The sequence below is a fragment of the Gemmobacter aquarius genome, assembly GCF_003060865.1.
GTDB classification, from domain to species: Bacteria; Pseudomonadota; Alphaproteobacteria; order Rhodobacterales; family Rhodobacteraceae; genus Paragemmobacter; species Paragemmobacter aquarius.
In genome coordinates, this window is record NZ_CP028918.1 from 3,049,569 (window position 1) to 3,066,310 (window position 16,742).

13 protein-coding genes, 1 other RNA gene and 1 pseudogene are annotated in these 16,742 nt (G+C 62.8%); 6 read left to right on the forward strand and 9 right to left on the reverse strand.

Going from position 1 to position 16,742, the window contains the following annotated elements:
* The first annotated feature begins 47 nt into the window (after window positions 1-47).
* A complete protein-coding gene (gene hemN, locus HYN69_RS14685; RefSeq protein ID WP_108436395.1) occupies window positions 48-1,403 on the forward strand; it encodes an oxygen-independent coproporphyrinogen III oxidase in 1,356 nt (451 codons plus the stop codon).
* On the opposite strand, the gene HYN69_RS14690 is transcribed toward hemN, so the two are convergent.
* The 6 genes from HYN69_RS14690 to HYN69_RS14715 all read right to left on the reverse strand — a co-directional run bounded on the left by HYN69_RS14690 (window position 1,400) and on the right by HYN69_RS14715 (window position 9,151).
* A complete protein-coding gene (locus HYN69_RS14690; protein ID WP_108436396.1) occupies window positions 1,400-2,629 on the reverse strand; it encodes a glycosyltransferase in 1,230 nt (409 codons plus the stop codon). The genes hemN and HYN69_RS14690 overlap by 4 nt on opposite strands.
* On the reverse strand, window positions 2,626-4,221 hold the full coding sequence (locus HYN69_RS14695) for an ABC transporter ATP-binding protein (protein WP_108436397.1): 1,596 nt from the start codon (window positions 4,219-4,221) through the stop codon (window positions 2,626-2,628). The genes HYN69_RS14690 and HYN69_RS14695 overlap by 4 nt, the downstream gene beginning before the upstream one ends.
* Window positions 4,218-5,327: an ABC transporter permease gene (locus tag HYN69_RS14700; protein ID WP_108436398.1), complete on the reverse strand. Its 1,110-nt coding sequence runs from the start codon at window positions 5,325-5,327 to the stop codon at window positions 4,218-4,220. Before HYN69_RS14700 ends, HYN69_RS14695 begins: the two co-directional genes overlap by 4 nt.
* Before the next feature lie 3 nt (window positions 5,328-5,330).
* Complete coding sequence (locus HYN69_RS14705; RefSeq protein WP_108436399.1) at window positions 5,331-6,479, reverse strand: microcin C ABC transporter permease YejB; 1,149 nt, start codon at window positions 6,477-6,479, stop codon at window positions 5,331-5,333.
* A gap of 22 nt (window positions 6,480-6,501) precedes the next feature.
* The gene (locus HYN69_RS14710; RefSeq protein ID WP_108436400.1) at window positions 6,502-8,400 is read right to left on the reverse strand and encodes an extracellular solute-binding protein; all 1,899 of its coding nucleotides are present in this window, start codon (window positions 8,398-8,400) and stop codon (window positions 6,502-6,504) included.
* A gap of 226 nt (window positions 8,401-8,626) precedes the next feature.
* Window positions 8,627-9,151 (reverse strand): c-type cytochrome, encoded by a 525-nt coding sequence (locus HYN69_RS14715; RefSeq protein ID WP_108436401.1) that lies wholly within the window; start codon window positions 9,149-9,151, stop codon window positions 8,627-8,629.
* A gap of 121 nt (window positions 9,152-9,272) precedes the next feature.
* Between HYN69_RS14715 and HYN69_RS14720 the strand changes: the two genes are divergently transcribed.
* On the forward strand, window positions 9,273-10,106 hold the full coding sequence (locus HYN69_RS14720) for a prephenate dehydratase (RefSeq protein ID WP_108436402.1): 834 nt from the start codon (window positions 9,273-9,275) through the stop codon (window positions 10,104-10,106).
* Window positions 10,107-10,111: 5 nt separating this feature from the next.
* Here HYN69_RS14720 and HYN69_RS14725 read toward each other — a convergent pair whose 3' ends face one another.
* Both HYN69_RS14725 and nudC read right to left on the reverse strand, forming a co-directional pair.
* Window positions 10,112-10,570: an SRPBCC family protein gene (locus HYN69_RS14725; protein WP_108436403.1), complete on the reverse strand. Its 459-nt coding sequence runs from the start codon at window positions 10,568-10,570 to the stop codon at window positions 10,112-10,114.
* A 63-nt stretch (window positions 10,571-10,633) separates the two neighbouring features.
* Window positions 10,634-11,584, reverse strand: a complete 951-nt coding sequence (gene nudC / locus HYN69_RS14730) for an NAD(+) diphosphatase (RefSeq protein WP_108436404.1) — start codon at window positions 11,582-11,584, stop codon at window positions 10,634-10,636.
* Window positions 11,585-11,808: 224 nt separating this feature from the next.
* On the opposite strand from nudC, the gene HYN69_RS14735 reads away from it, so the two are divergent.
* The 3 genes from HYN69_RS14735 (at window position 11,809) to ffs (ending at window position 14,436) form a co-directional block, all read left to right on the forward strand.
* On the forward strand, window positions 11,809-13,608 hold the full coding sequence (locus tag HYN69_RS14735; protein ID WP_159082492.1) for a bifunctional 2',3'-cyclic-nucleotide 2'-phosphodiesterase/3'-nucleotidase: 1,800 nt from the start codon (window positions 11,809-11,811) through the stop codon (window positions 13,606-13,608).
* Window positions 13,609-13,647: 39 nt separating this feature from the next.
* The gene (locus tag HYN69_RS14740; RefSeq protein ID WP_108436406.1) at window positions 13,648-14,274 is read left to right on the forward strand and encodes an HAD family hydrolase; all 627 of its coding nucleotides are present in this window, start codon (window positions 13,648-13,650) and stop codon (window positions 14,272-14,274) included.
* Between the two features lie 64 nt (window positions 14,275-14,338).
* An RNA gene (gene ffs / locus HYN69_RS14745) (signal recognition particle sRNA small type) lies at window positions 14,339-14,436 on the forward strand.
* On the opposite strand, the gene HYN69_RS14750 is transcribed toward ffs, so the two are convergent.
* On the reverse strand, window positions 14,431-14,901 hold the full coding sequence (locus tag HYN69_RS14750; RefSeq protein WP_108436407.1) for a protein-tyrosine phosphatase family protein: 471 nt from the start codon (window positions 14,899-14,901) through the stop codon (window positions 14,431-14,433). The genes ffs and HYN69_RS14750 overlap by 6 nt on opposite strands.
* 73 nt (window positions 14,902-14,974) lie before the next feature.
* Here HYN69_RS14750 and HYN69_RS14755 point away from each other — a divergent pair.
* Window positions 14,975-16,737, forward strand: a pseudogene (locus tag HYN69_RS14755) (DNA polymerase III subunit gamma/tau).
* The last annotated feature ends 5 nt before the right edge of the window (window positions 16,738-16,742 follow it).

Consider the following 16,742-nt stretch of genomic DNA (forward strand, 5'->3'; position numbering starts at 1 on the left):
TGATCTGCATCAAGGTTGCTTTTCCCCGATGAGACAAAGGTAAACACATGACACAGGAATCGCAACTCACCCGTCTCGGGCTTTTCGACGCACGGGTTCCCCGCTATACGAGCTACCCGACTGCGCCGCATTTCGCGGGTGGGGTCACCTCTGCAACATTCTCGGATTGGGTGGAAGCGATTCCTGCGGGTTCGCAGATCTCGCTTTACCTCCACGTCCCGTTCTGCCGCCGGTTGTGCTGGTTTTGCGCCTGCCGGACGCAAGGCACCACGTCGGACGCGCCGGTCATCGCCTATGTCGCAACGCTGAAGGCCGAGCTTGCAATATTGGCCCGCCACCTGCCACGTAACGTCAGTCTTGCACGCCTGCATTGGGGTGGTGGCACGCCCACGCTGCTGTCTGCTTCCCAGATCAGCGATCTTGCCGCATCGGTGTTTAACGTTTTGCCCATGGCAGCGAACGGTGAGTTTTCGGTCGAGATCGACCCGAACGAAGTGGACGAGGCCCGCCTTGACGCCTTGGCGGCGGCGGGTATGAACCGCGCCTCGATCGGGGTGCAGGATTTTGATCCAGAGATTCAAAAGACCATCGGGCGCGAACAACCCTATGACCTGACGCGTCGCGTGGCCGGAATGATCCGAGAGCGCGGGGTGAAAAGCCTGAACGCCGATATTCTGTACGGCCTGCCGCACCAGACACGACCGCGCATCGCCGATTCGGTGCAGAAATTATTGACGCTGTCCCCCGACCGCGTGGCGCTTTACGGCTATGCCCATGTGCCGTGGATGAGCCGCCGCCAGCAGATGATCCCTTCGGATTCAATGCCCACACCTGAGGAACGTTTGCGTCTGTTCGAAACCGCGCGCGAACTGTTCGTATGGGATGGCTACCGTGAAATCGGGATCGACCATTTTGCGCGCCCCGAAGATAGCATGGCCGTGGCACAGCATACCGGACATTTGCGGCGCAATTTCCAAGGCTACACTGCCGATACCGCACCGATCCTGATCGGGCTTGGCGCATCGTCGATCTCGCGCTTTCCGCAGGGTTACGCGCAAAACGTGTCAGGCACGTCTGATTATACCAAATCCGTGCGGGCGGGCCACTTTGCAACGCATCGGGGTCATGCCTTCAGCGCAGAAGACCGGCTGCGCGCCCGCATCATCGAAGCGTTGATGTGCGATTTCCATGTCAACCGCGCCGAGCTGCTGCGCGATTTTGGCGCTTCGCCAGATCATATCGAACGTTTGTTCACAAATGCAGCCCGCGCCTTTGACGGCATGGTCAAGCTCGACGCAAACGGTCTGACGATCCTGCCGCAGGGCAAGCCGCTGACCCGCATGATCGCGCGGGCCTTCGATGCCTATGACCAGACCAAGGCGCAGCATTCCGCCGCGATCTAGGCTTTGGGTCCGAAACTTTCGACGTAATCGACCATCTGCGGCAGGCAGACGCTGCGAAGGTCATAGCGTTCCAGCACAGTCTTGCGCGCCGCCTTGCGAAGGGGCGCATATTTCGCCGGATCGGCCAAGGTGTCGGTCAGGGTTCGCGACCATGCGGCCACATCGAAGAAATCGACCAGAAGCCCGTTCTTGTCATGCGCGATCACCTCGCGGACGGGGGCGGTATCTGAACCAACGACCAGCGCCTCGGCGGCCATGCTTTCCATCATCGACCAGCTCAGGACAAAGGGATAGGTCAGATAGGCGTGCACGCGGCTGACCTGCATGATGGAAACGAAGGTCGGATAGGGCACCTTGCCCATGAAATGCACGCGGTTCAGGTCGAGCCTGTCTTTCACCTCGGACAGGAAGCGTTCCTTCCAGCTTGTGCCATCGGCAGGCGGCGATCCGTAGCTGACCTCGTTGCCGCCCACGATGATCACCTGTGCCTGCGGTCGCGCTGCCAGCACATCGGGCAAGGCCCGCATGAAGGTGTGATAGCCGCGATAGGGTTCGAGGTTGCGGTTGACGAAGGTCAAAACCTCGTCCCCCGCCCGCAGCACACGGCCATTGGGCAAGGTGACCTCGGCCTTGGGGTCGGGTGCCATCACCGCACTGTTCACCCCGTCAAAGATCACGCGGATCATGCCTTGCAGCACGGGCGGATAGGTCGAGGCCTGCCAGAGCGTCGGGGACAATCCGGCATCGGCGTGCAGCAGGGCTTGGCCCAGATGTGCGGTGCGGCCTTGGGCGATCATCACCTGATCGAAGCTGCTGGTGCTGAATTCAGGGTCAAACCCGGTGTCCGCACCGACGCCGCGATAGTAGTATTCGGCATAGACGATCAGCTTTGCCTCGGGCCAGACCTCTTTCAGAAACAGCGTCTCGCCCCAACCGGAATGACCAAAGATGACATCGGGGATATAGCCCTTTTCGTCGCGCAGCCGCTTGCAGGCCCGCGCCACCACCACGCCCCGGTCGCTTTGCTGGGTGTAGTTGCGGCCAAGGCGGCAGGCATTGGGCTCGACCTTTTGCGCCTCGTATTTGTAGCGCAGCGTCGGAGTTGCCGATTCCCGTTTGTTCGTCAGGTCGGTCAGCGCGGTTACGTCATGCCCGCGCCGGATCAGTTCGGGCGCGAGATGCAGGAACTGGGCGGGGTAATTCTGGTGGACCAGCAGTATCTTCATGTGTTTCCGTCCCCGAAGGCGGCAGCCATCAGGGCACGGGTGTAACTGCTTTGCGGGTTGGAAAACACCGCCTCACTCGTACCGGATTCCACCACATCACCTGACTTCATCACCATCACCTTATGAGACAAGGCACGCACCACGCGCAAGTCATGGCTGATGAAGATATAGGCCAAGCCCCATTTACGTTGCAAATCGCGCAGCAAATCGACGATCTGCACCTGCACCGTCATGTCCAGCGCGCTTGTCGGCTCATCCAGAACCACTAGCTTCGGACGCAAGATCATCGCGCGGGCGATGGCGATGCGCTGGCGCTGGCCACCGGAAAATTCGTGCGGATAGCGCGCCATCCATGCCGGATCGAGCCCGACCTCGGCCATGATCGCGGCCACCATCTCGCGCCGGTCGCGGCCCGGTTCCACCCCGTGCACGCCCAAGCCTTCGGCGATGATCTCGCCCGCCGTCATGCGTGGCGAAAGGCTGCCGAAGGGGTCCTGAAACACCACCTGCATATTGCGCCGCACGTCGCGCATGGCACTGCGGCCTGCGTCGCGCAGGTCGCGACCCATAAAGACCACGGGTCCGTCAGACTGGGTAAGCCGCAGGATCGCCAAGGCCAGCGTCGTCTTGCCCGACCCGCTTTCGCCCACGATACCCAGCGTCTCGCCCGCCCGCACCGACAGCGTGGCGTCATTCACCGCTTTCACATGGCCCACCGTGCGCCGTAGCAGCCCTGCCGTGATCGGGAACCAGACGCGCAGGTGTTCGGTCCTGATGACTTCTGGCGCGCCCTCGGGCACCGGACCGGGTAGGCCCTTGGCCTCGGCCGCCAGCAATTTTTGCGTATAGGGATGTTGCGGGTTGGCGAAAATCTCTGCCGCCGGTCCCTGTTCGACGATCTCGCCGCCCTGCATCACGCAGACGCGGTCTGCGATGCGCCGCACGATCCCCAGATCATGCGTGATGAACAACAGGCTAAGCCCCTCGCGCCGCTTCAGATCGGCCAGCAGTTCGAGGATTTGCGCCTGTATCGTCACATCAAGCGCGGTCGTCGGTTCGTCTGCCACCAGAAGCTCCGGCCCGTTCGCCAGCGCCATGGCGATCATCACGCGCTGCCTTTGCCCGCCGGACAATTGGTGCGGATAGGCTTGCAGGCGGCTTTCGGCCTCGGCGATTCCGACCTTTTGCAACAAGTCGATGATCCGCGCCCGCGCCGCGATGCCTGTCAGCCCCTGATGCAGCGCGAGCGATTCGCCCAATTGCTTTTCGATGGTGTGCAGCGGGTTCAGGCTGGTCATCGGCTCTTGGAAGATGAAGCTGATGTCATTGCCGCGCACCTTGCGCAAAGCCGCTTCGGACGCGCCAACCATCTCGGTCCCCAGATAGCGCACCGATCCCTGCACATCGGTGCCCTCGGGCAAAAGCGACACGGTCGACAGCGCCGTCACCGACTTGCCCGAGCCCGATTCGCCGACCAGAGCGACCGTCTCGCCCTTGCCCACCGCAAAGCTGACGCCCTTGACCGCTTCGACCACGCGGCCATCCTGCCGGAAACGCACGGTCAGGTTCGACACCGTCAACACCGCGCTCATCGAAAGGTCTTTCTGGGGTCAAAGGCATCGCGCACGCCTTCGAAAACAAAGACGAGCAGCGACAGCATGATGGCAAAGGTGAAGAACGCCGTGAACGCCAACCAAGGCGCTTGCAGGTTCTGCTTGGCCTGCTGGGTCAACTCGCCAAGGCTGGGTGCCGATTGCGGCAAGCCGAAGCCGAGGAAATCGAGCGTGGCCAAAGCCCCGATGGTGCCGGTGATGATGAAGGGCAGCATGGTCAGCGTGGCGACCATCGCGTTTGGCAGCACGTGGCGCAGCATGATCACGCGGTCGGGCACACCCAAGGCCCGCGCCGCACGCACGTATTCAAAGTTGCGCGCCCGCAGGAATTCGGCCCTGACCACGCCGACAAGCGAAGTCCAGCCGAACAGCACCATCAACCCGATCAGCAGCCAGAAACTCATCTGGAAAATCGCACCGACGATGATGATGACGTAAAGCGTCGGCGTCGCCCCCCAAAGCTCGATGATCCGCTGGAAAACCAGATCGACGAGTCCGCCGAAATAGCCCTGCACCGCCCCTGCCGCGATGCCCACGACGCTGGTGATAAGCGTCACGATCAAGGCGAAGCTGACCGACAGGCGGAAGCCATAGATCACCCGCGCGAGCACGTCGCGCGCGGTGTCGTCGGTGCCAAGCCAATGGTTGCGGTCAGGGGCCGAAGGGGCCGGCCCGTCCAGATCGTTGATCGTGTTGAATTTATACGGGATCAGCGGCCAGAGGATCCAACCCTTTTCGATAGGTTCACCCAGAGCCGTGCCCTTTTCCGTCGCCTCGGCCAAAATGCCTTCGGGGTCGTCCCAGCAGGCTTCCGATCCGCCCGCAGCGATAAGGCAGCGCACTTCCACGTCGGAATACTTGGCTTCCGTCTTGAAATCGCCGCCGAATTTCGTTTCAGGGTAGAACTTCAGGAAAGGCGTGTGCAATTCACCGCGATAGCTGACGATCAGCGGGCGGTCGTTGGCGATCACTTCCGCAAACAACGAAATCCCGTAAAGCAGCAGGAACAGCCACAGCGACCAATAGGCCCGCCGGTTGGCGCAGAAATTCCGCCAGCGCCGCTGGTTAAGTGGGGACAATGCCATGCGTTACCCCCTTTTCCCGAAATCGATGCGCGGATCGACCCAGACATACATCAGGTCGGAAATGATCCCCATCACCAGACCGATCAGGCCAAAGAAGAACAGCGTGCCGAAGATCACCGGATAATCCCGCTCGACCGCGGCCTTGAAGCCCAGCTGCCCCAGACCGTCGAGCGAAAAGATCGTTTCGATAATCAGGCTGCCGCCGAAGAAAACGCTGACGAAGAGCGCCGGAAACCCGGCGATGACGATGAGCATGGCGTTGCGGAAGACATGGCCGTAAAGCACGCGGCCTTCGGTCAGGCCCTTGGCGCGGGCGGTCATCACATATTGCTTCTTGATCTCTTCCAGAAAGCTGTTCTTGGTCAGCAGGGTCAGCGTGGCAAAGCTGGAAATCGTGCTCGCCACCACCGGCAGGGTGATGTGCCACAGGTAATCGACGGCCTTGCCCCACCATGACAATTCTTCCCAATTGTCACTGGTCAGCCCGCGCAGCGGGAACAGCCGGAAGTAAGAGCCGCCTGAAAACAGCACCAGAAGCAGGATGGCAAACAGGAAACCGGGGATGGCGTAGCCCACGATGATCGCGCCGCTGGTCCATGTGTCAAAGGTCGAACCGTCGCGCACCGCCTTGCGGATGCCCATCGGGATCGAGATGAGATAGGCGATCAGGGTCGACCACAGCCCCAGCGTGATCGACACGGGCATCTTTTCCAGTACGAGGTCCATCACGTCGATCGACCGGAAGTAGCTTTGGCCGAAGTCGAAGCGCAGGTAATTGCCCATCATGGTAAAGAACCGCTCGGCGGGCGGGATAACCTCTTTGCGGCATTCGGGCGCCTTGATGCTGGGCTTGCCGGTGAAGCCCTCGTCGCAGACGATGCGAGCGAAACCGAACTGCACCTCGAGTTGCGCCAGAAATTCGGGCGGCAGGCCGCGTGCGCCGATATAGCCCTCATCTTCTGCCGCCTGTATTCCGGCATCTGCCCCCGAACCGGAAACAGCCTCAAGCGCGTCGCCGCCGCCTTCCAGCCGTGCGGCGACCTGTTCTATCGGTCCACCGGGGACGAATTGCGTCAGGGCAAAGTTTATCAGCATGATCCCGAACAGCGTCGGGACGATCAGCAACAACCGCCGCAGGATATAGGCACCCATCGGGACGCGCCTTACTTTGCAATCACTTGAGGACGCCCGCCGCCTTCAACGCTGCGCCCTTCTCGGCATTGTACCACCAGAAATCAAGCTCGCCCGACGCATAGGGCGGCAATTGCTCCGGATGTTCGTACATGTCGTAATAGGCGACCGTGTGCTTGGCCTTGAACCACTGCGGCACCCAGAAGCGTTCGGCCCGCAGCACCCGGTCAAGCGCGCGGGTGGCGACCTTGAGCTTGTCGTTGCTGTCGGCGGCCATCACCACGTCGATCAGACGGTCAACGGCGGGCGATTTCAGCCCCATCAGGTTGAAGGCCGACACGTCGCTGGTTTGCGACCCGTAGTATTGTTTCAGGTCAGACCCCGGAATGTAATCTGACCGCGCATTGCCGGTGATGATGTCGAAATCATAGCTCGGCGGCCGGGTGCGCGATTCCATCTGCGCGTCGTCGATGCTGGTCATATAGGCATCGATCCCCAGTGCCTTGAGGTTTTCGATATAGGGCGTGAACACGCGGTCGAAACTCGGGCTGGCGTTCAGGAATTCGACCTTGAGTACCTCGCCCTTGTCGTTGCGGCGCATCCCGTCATCGCCCACGGTCCAGCCCGCCTGATCCAGCAGGTCGGATGCCGCGCGCAGGTTCTTGCGGTCCAGCTGCCGCGCGCCCGATGTGGGCGCCATCACTGCATCATCGGTCAAAATAGCCGCAGGCAAGGTGCCGTCATCGACCAGGGGCTGCAAAATCGCCACTTCTTGGGGCGAGGGCGTACCCGTCGCGGCGAGATCGCTGTTCTCCCAGACCGAATTGATCCGCGCGTAAAGCCCGTAGAACAGCGTCTCGTTCGACCATTCGAAATTGAACATCATCCCGATAGCCTCGCGCACGCGCGGATCCTTGAACTTGTCCTTGCGAAGGTTGAACAGGAACGCCTGCCCGTTCGCCTTGGCCCCCGATGGCAGTTCGGTCTTGATGATCTGGCCGCTTGCCACGGCGGGGAAATCATAGCCCGTCGCCCAAGTGATCGAAGACGCCTCGTTGCGGAAGGTGTAGTTTCCCGCCTTGAACCCCTCGAACGCCGCTTGATAATCGCCGTAATATTCGACGCGGATACGGTCGAAATTGTTGCGACCCTTGTTGATCGGCAAGTCCTTGCCCCAGTAATCGGGGTTCAACTTCCATACGATCGACTTCGACATATCCAGCTTGTCGAGCATGTAGGGGCCGGTTCCCAAAAACGGCGTCATGCTGCTTTCTTCGAGGTCGAGCGCTTCGCGTTCGTATTGCGCCTTGGAGAGCACGGGCAGACCGCCCACGCTGGAGGGCAGATCGCGCGTCGGCACGCCGGGCTTGAAGGTGAACTTCACACGATGCGGATCGAGCGCCTCGGCTTTCTCGACCTGCTGGCCAAAGATCGTGCGGAAATCCGTCAGACCCTTTTCGAGGAACACATCGAAGGAAAAAACCACGTCATCCGCCGTCATCGGCGTGCCATCGGCAAATTTCACCTCGGGGCGAAGATTGAAGATCACCCAAGACCGGTCTTCGGGATATTCCATAGTGGTGCACAGCAGGCAATAGCTTGTGCCGATCTCGTCCGAGGTTCCCGTCAGGATCGATTCGTAGGGCGCCGAGGCCAGCGCCGCCGACCGTCCCTTGACCGAATAGGGGTTCATCGAATCGAATCCGCCCGAGGTCCAGATGGAAATCTCGCCGCCCTTTGGCGCGTCGGGGTTCACGTAATCCAGATGGGTGAAATCTGTGACGTATTTCGGCGGATCGCCAAAGGTCGTGATCGCATGCGACGTGATCACCGTTTCGGCCCGGGCCGCCACGGCAAACCCCGCCAGCGCCAGAACGAGAAACCCCGCCCCGACCAGACGCACCGCCCTGCCGTCGCCTGTCTTAGCCCCAACCGCCGCCATACCCTGCTCCCACCTTGCCTGCGGTGGTATGCTAGCGGAACAATCCCAAGCCTCAAGTTGCGATTGCGTGAAAGCCCGCGCAGCCGGACCCAGGATTTTTCTCCGGGAAGAGCTTCTACGCCCGCGACCGGAATTCTTTCGTCGAAAGATCCCCTTGGAAACGGGGGCAAAGAACGAAAAAGGGCCGCTCCCCGCAGGAAACGGCCCCAAAATCCGGCGTGTCGCGTTATTTCAGCGTTGCCAGATAAGCGATGACGTTGGCACGGTCTTCAGCCTTCGGCAGACCGGCGAACGACATTTTGGTGCCGGGCGCATAATCTTTCGGGCTGTGCAGGAAATTGGACATGTTTTCCGGCGTCCAAGTGTCGCCTGCCATGCCGAGCAGGACTTCGGAATAACTGAAACCCGCCACCGAAGCCTTGGCGCGGTCAACGACCCCGTTCAGGTGCGGGCCGGTCGCATCGCCGCCATCGACCTTGTGGCAGGCCTTGCATTTGGCGAAAACCTTCTCGCCGGCGGCCGGATCGGCAGCGGCATAGACTGTCGCGAAATCCGGGCCTTCTTCGGCCGGAGCATCGGCGCTGGCCTCTTCAACACCGGTATCGATGCTGTAGGCCTGCGCCACTTCTTCGCCGTGGCCTTCGCCACCGGTGTGATAGAGCGATTCCGCCGCCCATGCGCCCAGCATGTAAACCAGCAGCGAGCCGCAAACCGCGCCGGTCACTTTGGTCAGAGTCATCGTGTCGAACATGTCGCGCCTTCCCTTGGCCGTCGTTTGGCGCGGTATGTATCCGCTTCCACCACCCTCTTTCAAGGTGTACTAGCGCGACCAATCGCCCCTGTGCAGGGGTTTTCGTGCAAGGGATAAAGAAATGCCCGGTCGTATCGCGTTTCAGGGGGAACTTGGCGCCTATTCGCATCAGGCCTGTCAGCAATCGCGCCCGGATATGGAAGCAGTCCCTGCGACCACCTTCGAAGAGGTTGTGGAAAAAGTCGCGCGTGGCGAGGCCGATCTGGGGATGCTGGCGGTCGAGAATTCCACCTATGGACGCGTTGCCGATGTGCATTCGCTCTTGCCGAAGTCAGGCCTTCATATCGTGGACGAGGCGTTCGTCCGCGTGCATGTCAACCTGTTGGGCGTGCCCGGCGCAACGCTTGCCGACATCACCGAAGCCCATGGCCATGTGGTCATCCTGCCGCAATGCGCGAATTTCCTGCGGGCACACAACATCCGCGGCAAGGTTTCGTCGGACAATGCCCGCGCCGCACGCGAAGTCGCCGAGCGCGGCGACAAGACCAAGGCTGCGCTCGCCTCCGAACTCGCGGCAAGCATCTACGGGCTGGACGTCATCGCCCCGCAGATCGAGGATCAGGCGAATAACACGACGCGGTTTCTGGTGATGTCCCGCACGCCCGACGACACGCGGCGCGGCGCAGGCAAGATGATGACGACCTTTACCTTTCGCGTCCGCAACATTCCGGCGGCCCTGTACAAGGCGCTTGGCGGATTTGCCACGAACGGCGTGAACATGACCAAGCTGGAAAGCTATATGGTCGGCGGCAGTTTTACCGCGACGGAATTCTATGCCGATATCGAAGGCCATCCCGCCGATGCCAACGTGGCTTTGGCGCTGGAAGAGCTGCGCTATTTCACCTCGCAGGTGAATATCCTCGGGGTCTATCCGACCGACCGTCAGCGCGGGTAGCCCGCTCAGGCCTGCCGCGCCTCGATGTCGGCGGCGATCTGGGCCAGCCGCCCGTCGAAGCGTTTCTGCACCCGCGTCTTGGCGAGTTTCAACGACTGGATGAACAGCCGCGCCGTCAGGGTACGGGGCTTTGCTTCGAGTTGCATCAAAAGCCGCGTGCGCTTGGCCGCCATCGACACAAGTTCGGCGTTCAGACGGCCTTCGACGGAGGGGCCGTCGAAATCGAGGGTCAACTGGCCGGCCGGGTCCAATGCTACGACCTTGATCTGCAACTCGCGCTCGCGCCCGCGCCATGCGAAACGCACGTGCCAGGTCATTCCCGGCCCCGGCTTCTTCAGCTTGTCCGTGCGCGTGACATCGGCACCACGGCGCAGCGCCGCCCGTTCCCAACCGTCGAAATCGGTCAGGAAGGCAAATGTTGCATCGAGTGATGCGCCGATATCGGTTCTGCCGCTCAGTTTCATTCACTCGCCCTTGACTGCCGCACCGCTTACTACGGGTTTTTCACCCTTTCGGTTAATGTCGTATCAATCGAGCCGGTCGGCAAGCCAGTTGGCGATAAGGAAATGCGCGATCGCGCCCTTTCGTGCCGGTTTCAGACGCGGATGCAGGCCCGCCATCGCCGAAACCATCTCTTCGCGGCTGACCCAAAGCGCATCTTCCAGTTCTGCCGGATCGAGCGTGATGGTCTCGTCAAGCGCCTCGCCAGCGCAGCCCAGCATCAGACTTGCCGGAAAGGGCCAGGGCTGGCTTGCAAGATAGCGGACCGCACCGACGCGGATGCCTGCCTCTTCGAAGACCTCGCGCCGGACCGCGGCCTCGATCGTCTCGCCGGGTTCGACGAAGCCCGCAAGAAGCGAATACATCCCCTCGGGCCAGTTGGCATTGCGACCGACCAGCAGCGAATTGCCCCGTGTGACAAGCATGATCACGACAGGGTCGGTGCGCGGAAAGTGATGCGCCGCGCAGGCCGGACAGTCGCGCTGCCACCCGCCTTGGGTCATCAGCGTCGCAGCACCGCAGGCCGCGCAAAAGCCATGGCTGCGGTGCCAGTGCAGCACCGCCTTGGCGCTTGCGGCCAGTTCCGCGGCCCTTGGCGTCAGCCGCACCATGACGCCGCGCAATTCGGCAAAGGCGAAGCTGTCGTCCAGCGCCGGATGCCGCTGCTCGGACGGATCGAAGAACCCGGCCTCGACGGCGGGCGCACCAGCTTCGGGCGACCAGTGCGAAATGTCTTGGGCGAACCGCGCGATCCCTTCGTCCAGTCCCAGAAACACGGCGGGGCCTGCCCCTGCCAGAACCGGACTGCCGGGCCCGACCCAACCCAGATCGTCACCGTTTATCAGGGGCTTGCCGCGCCATACCGGCAGCACCCGTCCTTGGGCCAAAGCCGCAGCCAGCGCCGCTGCGTCACCGCGCAAAGTCGCCGCACGGTCTAGCCCCGAACCGCCAAAGGTCACTGTTTCGGCATGCCGCATGTTCCGTCCCCGTGTCTGTCCGGGCTTTTGCGCGCCCGCCCGTCTCTGTGCCACGCAAGCCCCGCCAAGGCAAATCCACCAAACACAATCTGAGGTTGCGTTAACCAGTCAATCTGTATAAACATCAGCAGCGTGGCCTGCTGTATGAGGCCGCGGTTCCCTACGGTATCGATTTGACCAGACAGCCGCCCTCGTACCCGACGCACCCAGAGGGTGCAGGAACGGTGCAGCTTCGCCTTCTGGCCACCAGCGATCTGCACGCGCATCTGATGCCCTGGGACTATATCACGGACAAGCCTGCAAGCCTCGGACTCGCCCAGCTTGCGCCGATGATCCGCAGGCTGCGCGCCGAGGTGCGGAACTGTGTCCTTCTGGACAATGGCGATTTTCTTCAGGGCAGCCCGCTTGGCGACTGGCAGGAACGCCACGGGACGGCGGCCCATCCGATGGTCGTGGCGATGAATGCGCTGGGCTATGATGCGGGAACGCTTGGCAACCACGAATTCAGCCATGGTCTGGCGTTTCTCGAACGGGCGTTGACCGTTGCCCGCTTTCCCGTCGTTTCGGCAAACCTTGGCCGTGGGGGTGGCGGCCCGCTCGTCCCCGCCTTTGTGCTGCTCGACCGGACCGTGACCGATACCACAGGCCAAGACTGGCCGCTTCGCATCGCCATTACCGGCTTTGCACCACCGCAGACGGCGCTGTGGGAGGCGCTGCGCCTGAACGGCGCGGTGCAAGGCGAAGACATCCTGACAGCAGCAGAGCGGACATTGGCCGATCTGGCCGCGGAGAGGCCCGACCTTACGATTGCCCTCGCCCATTCCGGCATTGGTAGCGCCGTGCCGCATCGCAACATGGAGAATGCGGCAATCCCGCTTGCGAGTCTGCCGCAGGTCGACGTGATCGTGACAGGTCATACCCATCTGGTGTTTCCCGACACGCAGGCCGCTGGCCTGCCCGCCCCTGCCGATGCCACGACTGGCACGATCTACGGCAAGCCGGCAGTGATGGCAGGCTTTCACGGGTCCCATCTCGGGGTGATCGATCTGGAGCTGACGAACGGGCCGCAAGGCTGGCAGCTGTCCTCGCATCGGGTTCGGGCGGTGAAAAGCCCGGCGATCCCCGCCGCCGATCCCGAACTTGCGCGCCTTGCCACGCCCGCGCATCAGGCGACGGTCACGGCGATGCGCCGCCCTTTGGGGGAAACGACCCACCGTTTGCACAGCAATTTCGCACTGGTTTGCCCCTGCGCCACCCATCGGCTGATCGCCGAGGCGCAACTGGCCCATTGGAAGGACACCCTGCCACCCGGTTTCGCCGGTGTGCCCCTGCTGGCCGCGGTCGCTCCGTTCCGGACGGGTGGTCGCGGCGGACCGGGGAACTATTCGCATATTCCGCCCGGGCCGATCCTGCTGCGTCATATCGCGGGTATCTACACGCACCCGAATACACCCGTGCTTCTGGATCTGTCGGGTGCGGAAATCACCGACTGGCTTGAACGGGCCGCGATCCTGTTCCACCAGATCGCCCCGAAAGCAGCGGACGCAGCGCTGATCCGGCCCGACATACCGGGGTTCGACTTCGACCTGATCCACGGGCTTTCGTTTCGCATCGACCTGTCGCAACCGCCACGTTTCGATGCCAAAGGCAGCCTGATCGACGCCACGGCACGCCGCATCGGCCAGCTTTCTCTGGACGGACGCCCCATAGACCCCGAAGGCCGCTACCTGCTTGCAACCAACAGTTACCGCGCCGGCAGCGGCATCTATCCCGGAACATCCCGCCCCCCCGTTGCGCGAAGCGACATGCCGATTTCCGACCTGATCGCATGGCATGTCGAAACGCGCGGCACGATCGGAATCGAGGCCGGTCAGCCTTGGGGATTTGCCCCGATGCCGGGCACGACCGTCATCTTCGAGACCGGCCCCGAAGCCGCAGCCCTGCGCGCAGATATTCCGCAGTTCAGCCCCGAAGTGTTGGGCCAGACGGAAGCGGGTTTCCTGCGCTTTCGCCTTTCGCTGTGATCGGCTAGGAAGGCGCCGCACCGCGAAAGGACCGCCCCCATGTTCGACGCCGTCTTCTTCGACCTCGACGGAACGCTGATCGACACCGAAAGCCTGGCCATGACATCGGGCCTTGCCGCCTTTGCCGCCTGCGGCCATCCGGTGGACGAGGCTTTCATGCATGGCCTTGTGGGCAAAGCTGAACCGATGGCCGCAAAGATCATCCAAAGCACTCTGCCGCTGCTCGATCTTGTGCAGTTCCACGAGCATTGGCGTCTGGGCTTTGATAACGCCATGAGCGAGGGGCTGCCGTTGAAGGCGGGCGCGGTCGAATTGCTTGGCCGGATCGCGCATCCAATGGCGCTTGTCACCTCGTCCGGGCGCAAAGGGGCACATCACAAGCTGGGAATCGCCGGCCTGACCGCGCATTTCCGCGAGATCATCACCTTTGACGACGTGACTGCACCGAAGCCTGAACCGGAACCCTATCTGCTTGCGGCGGAACGTCTGGGCGTGCACCCGTCGCGTTGCCTTGTGTTCGAAGACAGCGATATCGGCGCCGAAGCCGCGCATCGTGCCGGTTGCGTGGTCGTGCAGATTCCCGACGTGGCGCCGACCGACGGCCGCTTTGCAGCCCATGTCGCGGCCGACCTTATGACCGGTGCCCGCCTTGCCGGTCTGATCTGAACGCAGCGTCAAAGCACTGTCCGGACCCGCTTGCGAATCCCGCTGTTGCCACCTATATGGGCCGTGAGAGGTTGGCGCGGGCGAGCGCCTCGCCAACCCGGTCAGGTCCGGAAGGAAGCAGCCGTAACGAGCCCCGCTTGGGTCGTTGTCAGCCTCTCACCTTTTCCATACACTTCCGGTCGTTGCCCATTCGTATTGTGCAGGCGTTTCGACCGCGCAGGGGCGCACCGACCGCAACCGCACCAGCGCCGCCGCAGGCGCTTCGCCCGATGCGACCATCAGGCGTAGGACAGCCGCACCCGATCGTCCGCATCCGGCCATGCAATGCACATGCACATGGCCGCCCCGCGCCAGCACATCGCGCGCCGCAGCCTCGGCGTCCGGCCAACCGGCCTCCGGCGCGCCGTAATCCCTGACCGGCACGTGCCGCCACACCACGCCCGCTGCGGCCAGCGCCTCGGGCAATCCAGCCGCGCCCACGCGCTCCATCTCGGCGCTCTCGGTCAGGCTGAGCACCAGATCGGGCGGCCCGGTCAGCAAGGTTACAAGGTCGCCCGCGAAATCTCCGCCCCGTCCGGCACAGGGACCGATAGATACCTCGCCCCCGCCGACCCTCAGAACCGCCATCGCCCCTCCCTTGGGTTTACGCCGCCCGCGCCCGGCCCTAGTGTAACCGCTGATTCAGGTGAAAGCGGTTCCCATGTCCGACGCTCCGGAAAAAGCCTATCAGGTCCTTGCCCGCAAGTACCGCCCGCAAACCTTTGCCGACCTTATCGGCCAAGAGGCGATGGTTCGAACCCTGAAGAACGCCTTTGCGGCTGACCGCATCGCCCACGCCTTTGTGATGACCGGCGTGCGGGGGGTGGGCAAGACCACTACGGCCCGCATCATCGCCAAGGGGTTGAACTGCACAGGCCCCGACGGCACCGGTGGCCCCACGACCGAACCCTGCGGCGTCTGCGAACCCTGCCGCGCCATTGCCGAAGGCCGCCACGTCGACGTTATGGAAATGGATGCGGCCAGCCGCACCGGCGTGGGCGACATCCGTGAAATCATCGATAGCGTGCATTATCGGGCGGCCAGCGCCCGCTACAAGATCTACATCATCGACGAAGTGCACATGCTGTCGACCAACGCCTTCAACGCGCTGCTCAAGACGCTGGAAGAACCGCCCGCACATGTGAAATTCATCTTTGCCACCACCGAAATCCGCAAGGTTCCGGTCACCGTGCTGTCGCGCTGCCAACGCTTCGACCTGAAACGGATCGAGCCCGAAGTGATGATGGCCCACCTTGCGCGGGTCGCTACGGCCGAAGGTGCAAGCCTTGCGCCCGACGCGATGGCCCTGATCACGCGGGCGGCCGAGGGATCGGTGCGCGATGCCATGTCGCTGATGGATCAGGCCATCGCCCATGGCGCGGGGACCACCAGCGCAGCGCAGGTCCGTGCCATGCTTGGCCTTGCCGACCGTGGCCGCGTGCTCGACCTTTTCGACATGATCCTGACGGGCGATGCCGCAGGGGCACTGTCAGAGCTTGCCGCGCAATATGCCGACGGAGCCGACCCCATGGCCGTGCTGCGCGATCTGGCCGAGATCACGCATTGGATTTCGGTGATCAAGATCACGCCTTCTGCAGCCGAAGACCCGACGACGCCGCCGGATGAACGCACGCGCGGGCTGGACATGGCCGAAAGGCTGCCGATGCGGGTTCTGTCGCGCATGTGGCAGATGCTGCTGAAATCGCTGGAAGAAGTGCCCTTGGCCCCCAATGCGATGATGGCCGCCGAAATGGCGGTGATCCGGATGACGCATGTAGCCGACCTGCCCGACCCGGAAGCGCTGATCCGCAAGCTGCAAAGCCAACCGCAACCGCCGATGGGCGGCGGCGCTCCGGCAGGGGGGGCGGCAGCGGCGGAATGGTTCACGGTGCATCCATGCGGATGGCACCCGCCGCCCCGATGCGCGGCCCGACGATGCAGGGCGGCACACAGGGCAATCAGGCGCTCGCCTTGGCCGAAGACCAGTTGCAGGTCTATGCAACCTTCGACGCGGTGGTCGAACTGATCCGCACCAAACGCGACATGAAACTGCTGTTCGAGGTCGAAACCAACCTGCGCCTCGCCCGCTACGCGCCGGGCCGCATCGAATTCCAACCCACTGGCGATGCCGCACCCGATCTTGCAGCCCGCCTTGGCCAGCGTTTGCAAGGCTGGACCGGCGCGCGCTGGGGTGTGTCGGTCGTGAATGACGGCGGTGGCCAGACCATCGCCGAATCCCGCGATGCCGACCGGCTGCAAGCCGAAGCCGAGGCACAGGCCAACCCTCTCGTCCAAGCCGTGCTGACCGCCTTTCCCGGCGCAAGGATTGCCGAGATACGTACCCCCGAAACCCTGGCCGCAGCCGCCCTGACCGAGGCCCTGCCCGAGGTCGAGGATGAGTGGGACCCGTTCGAAGACAGCTGAAAAGG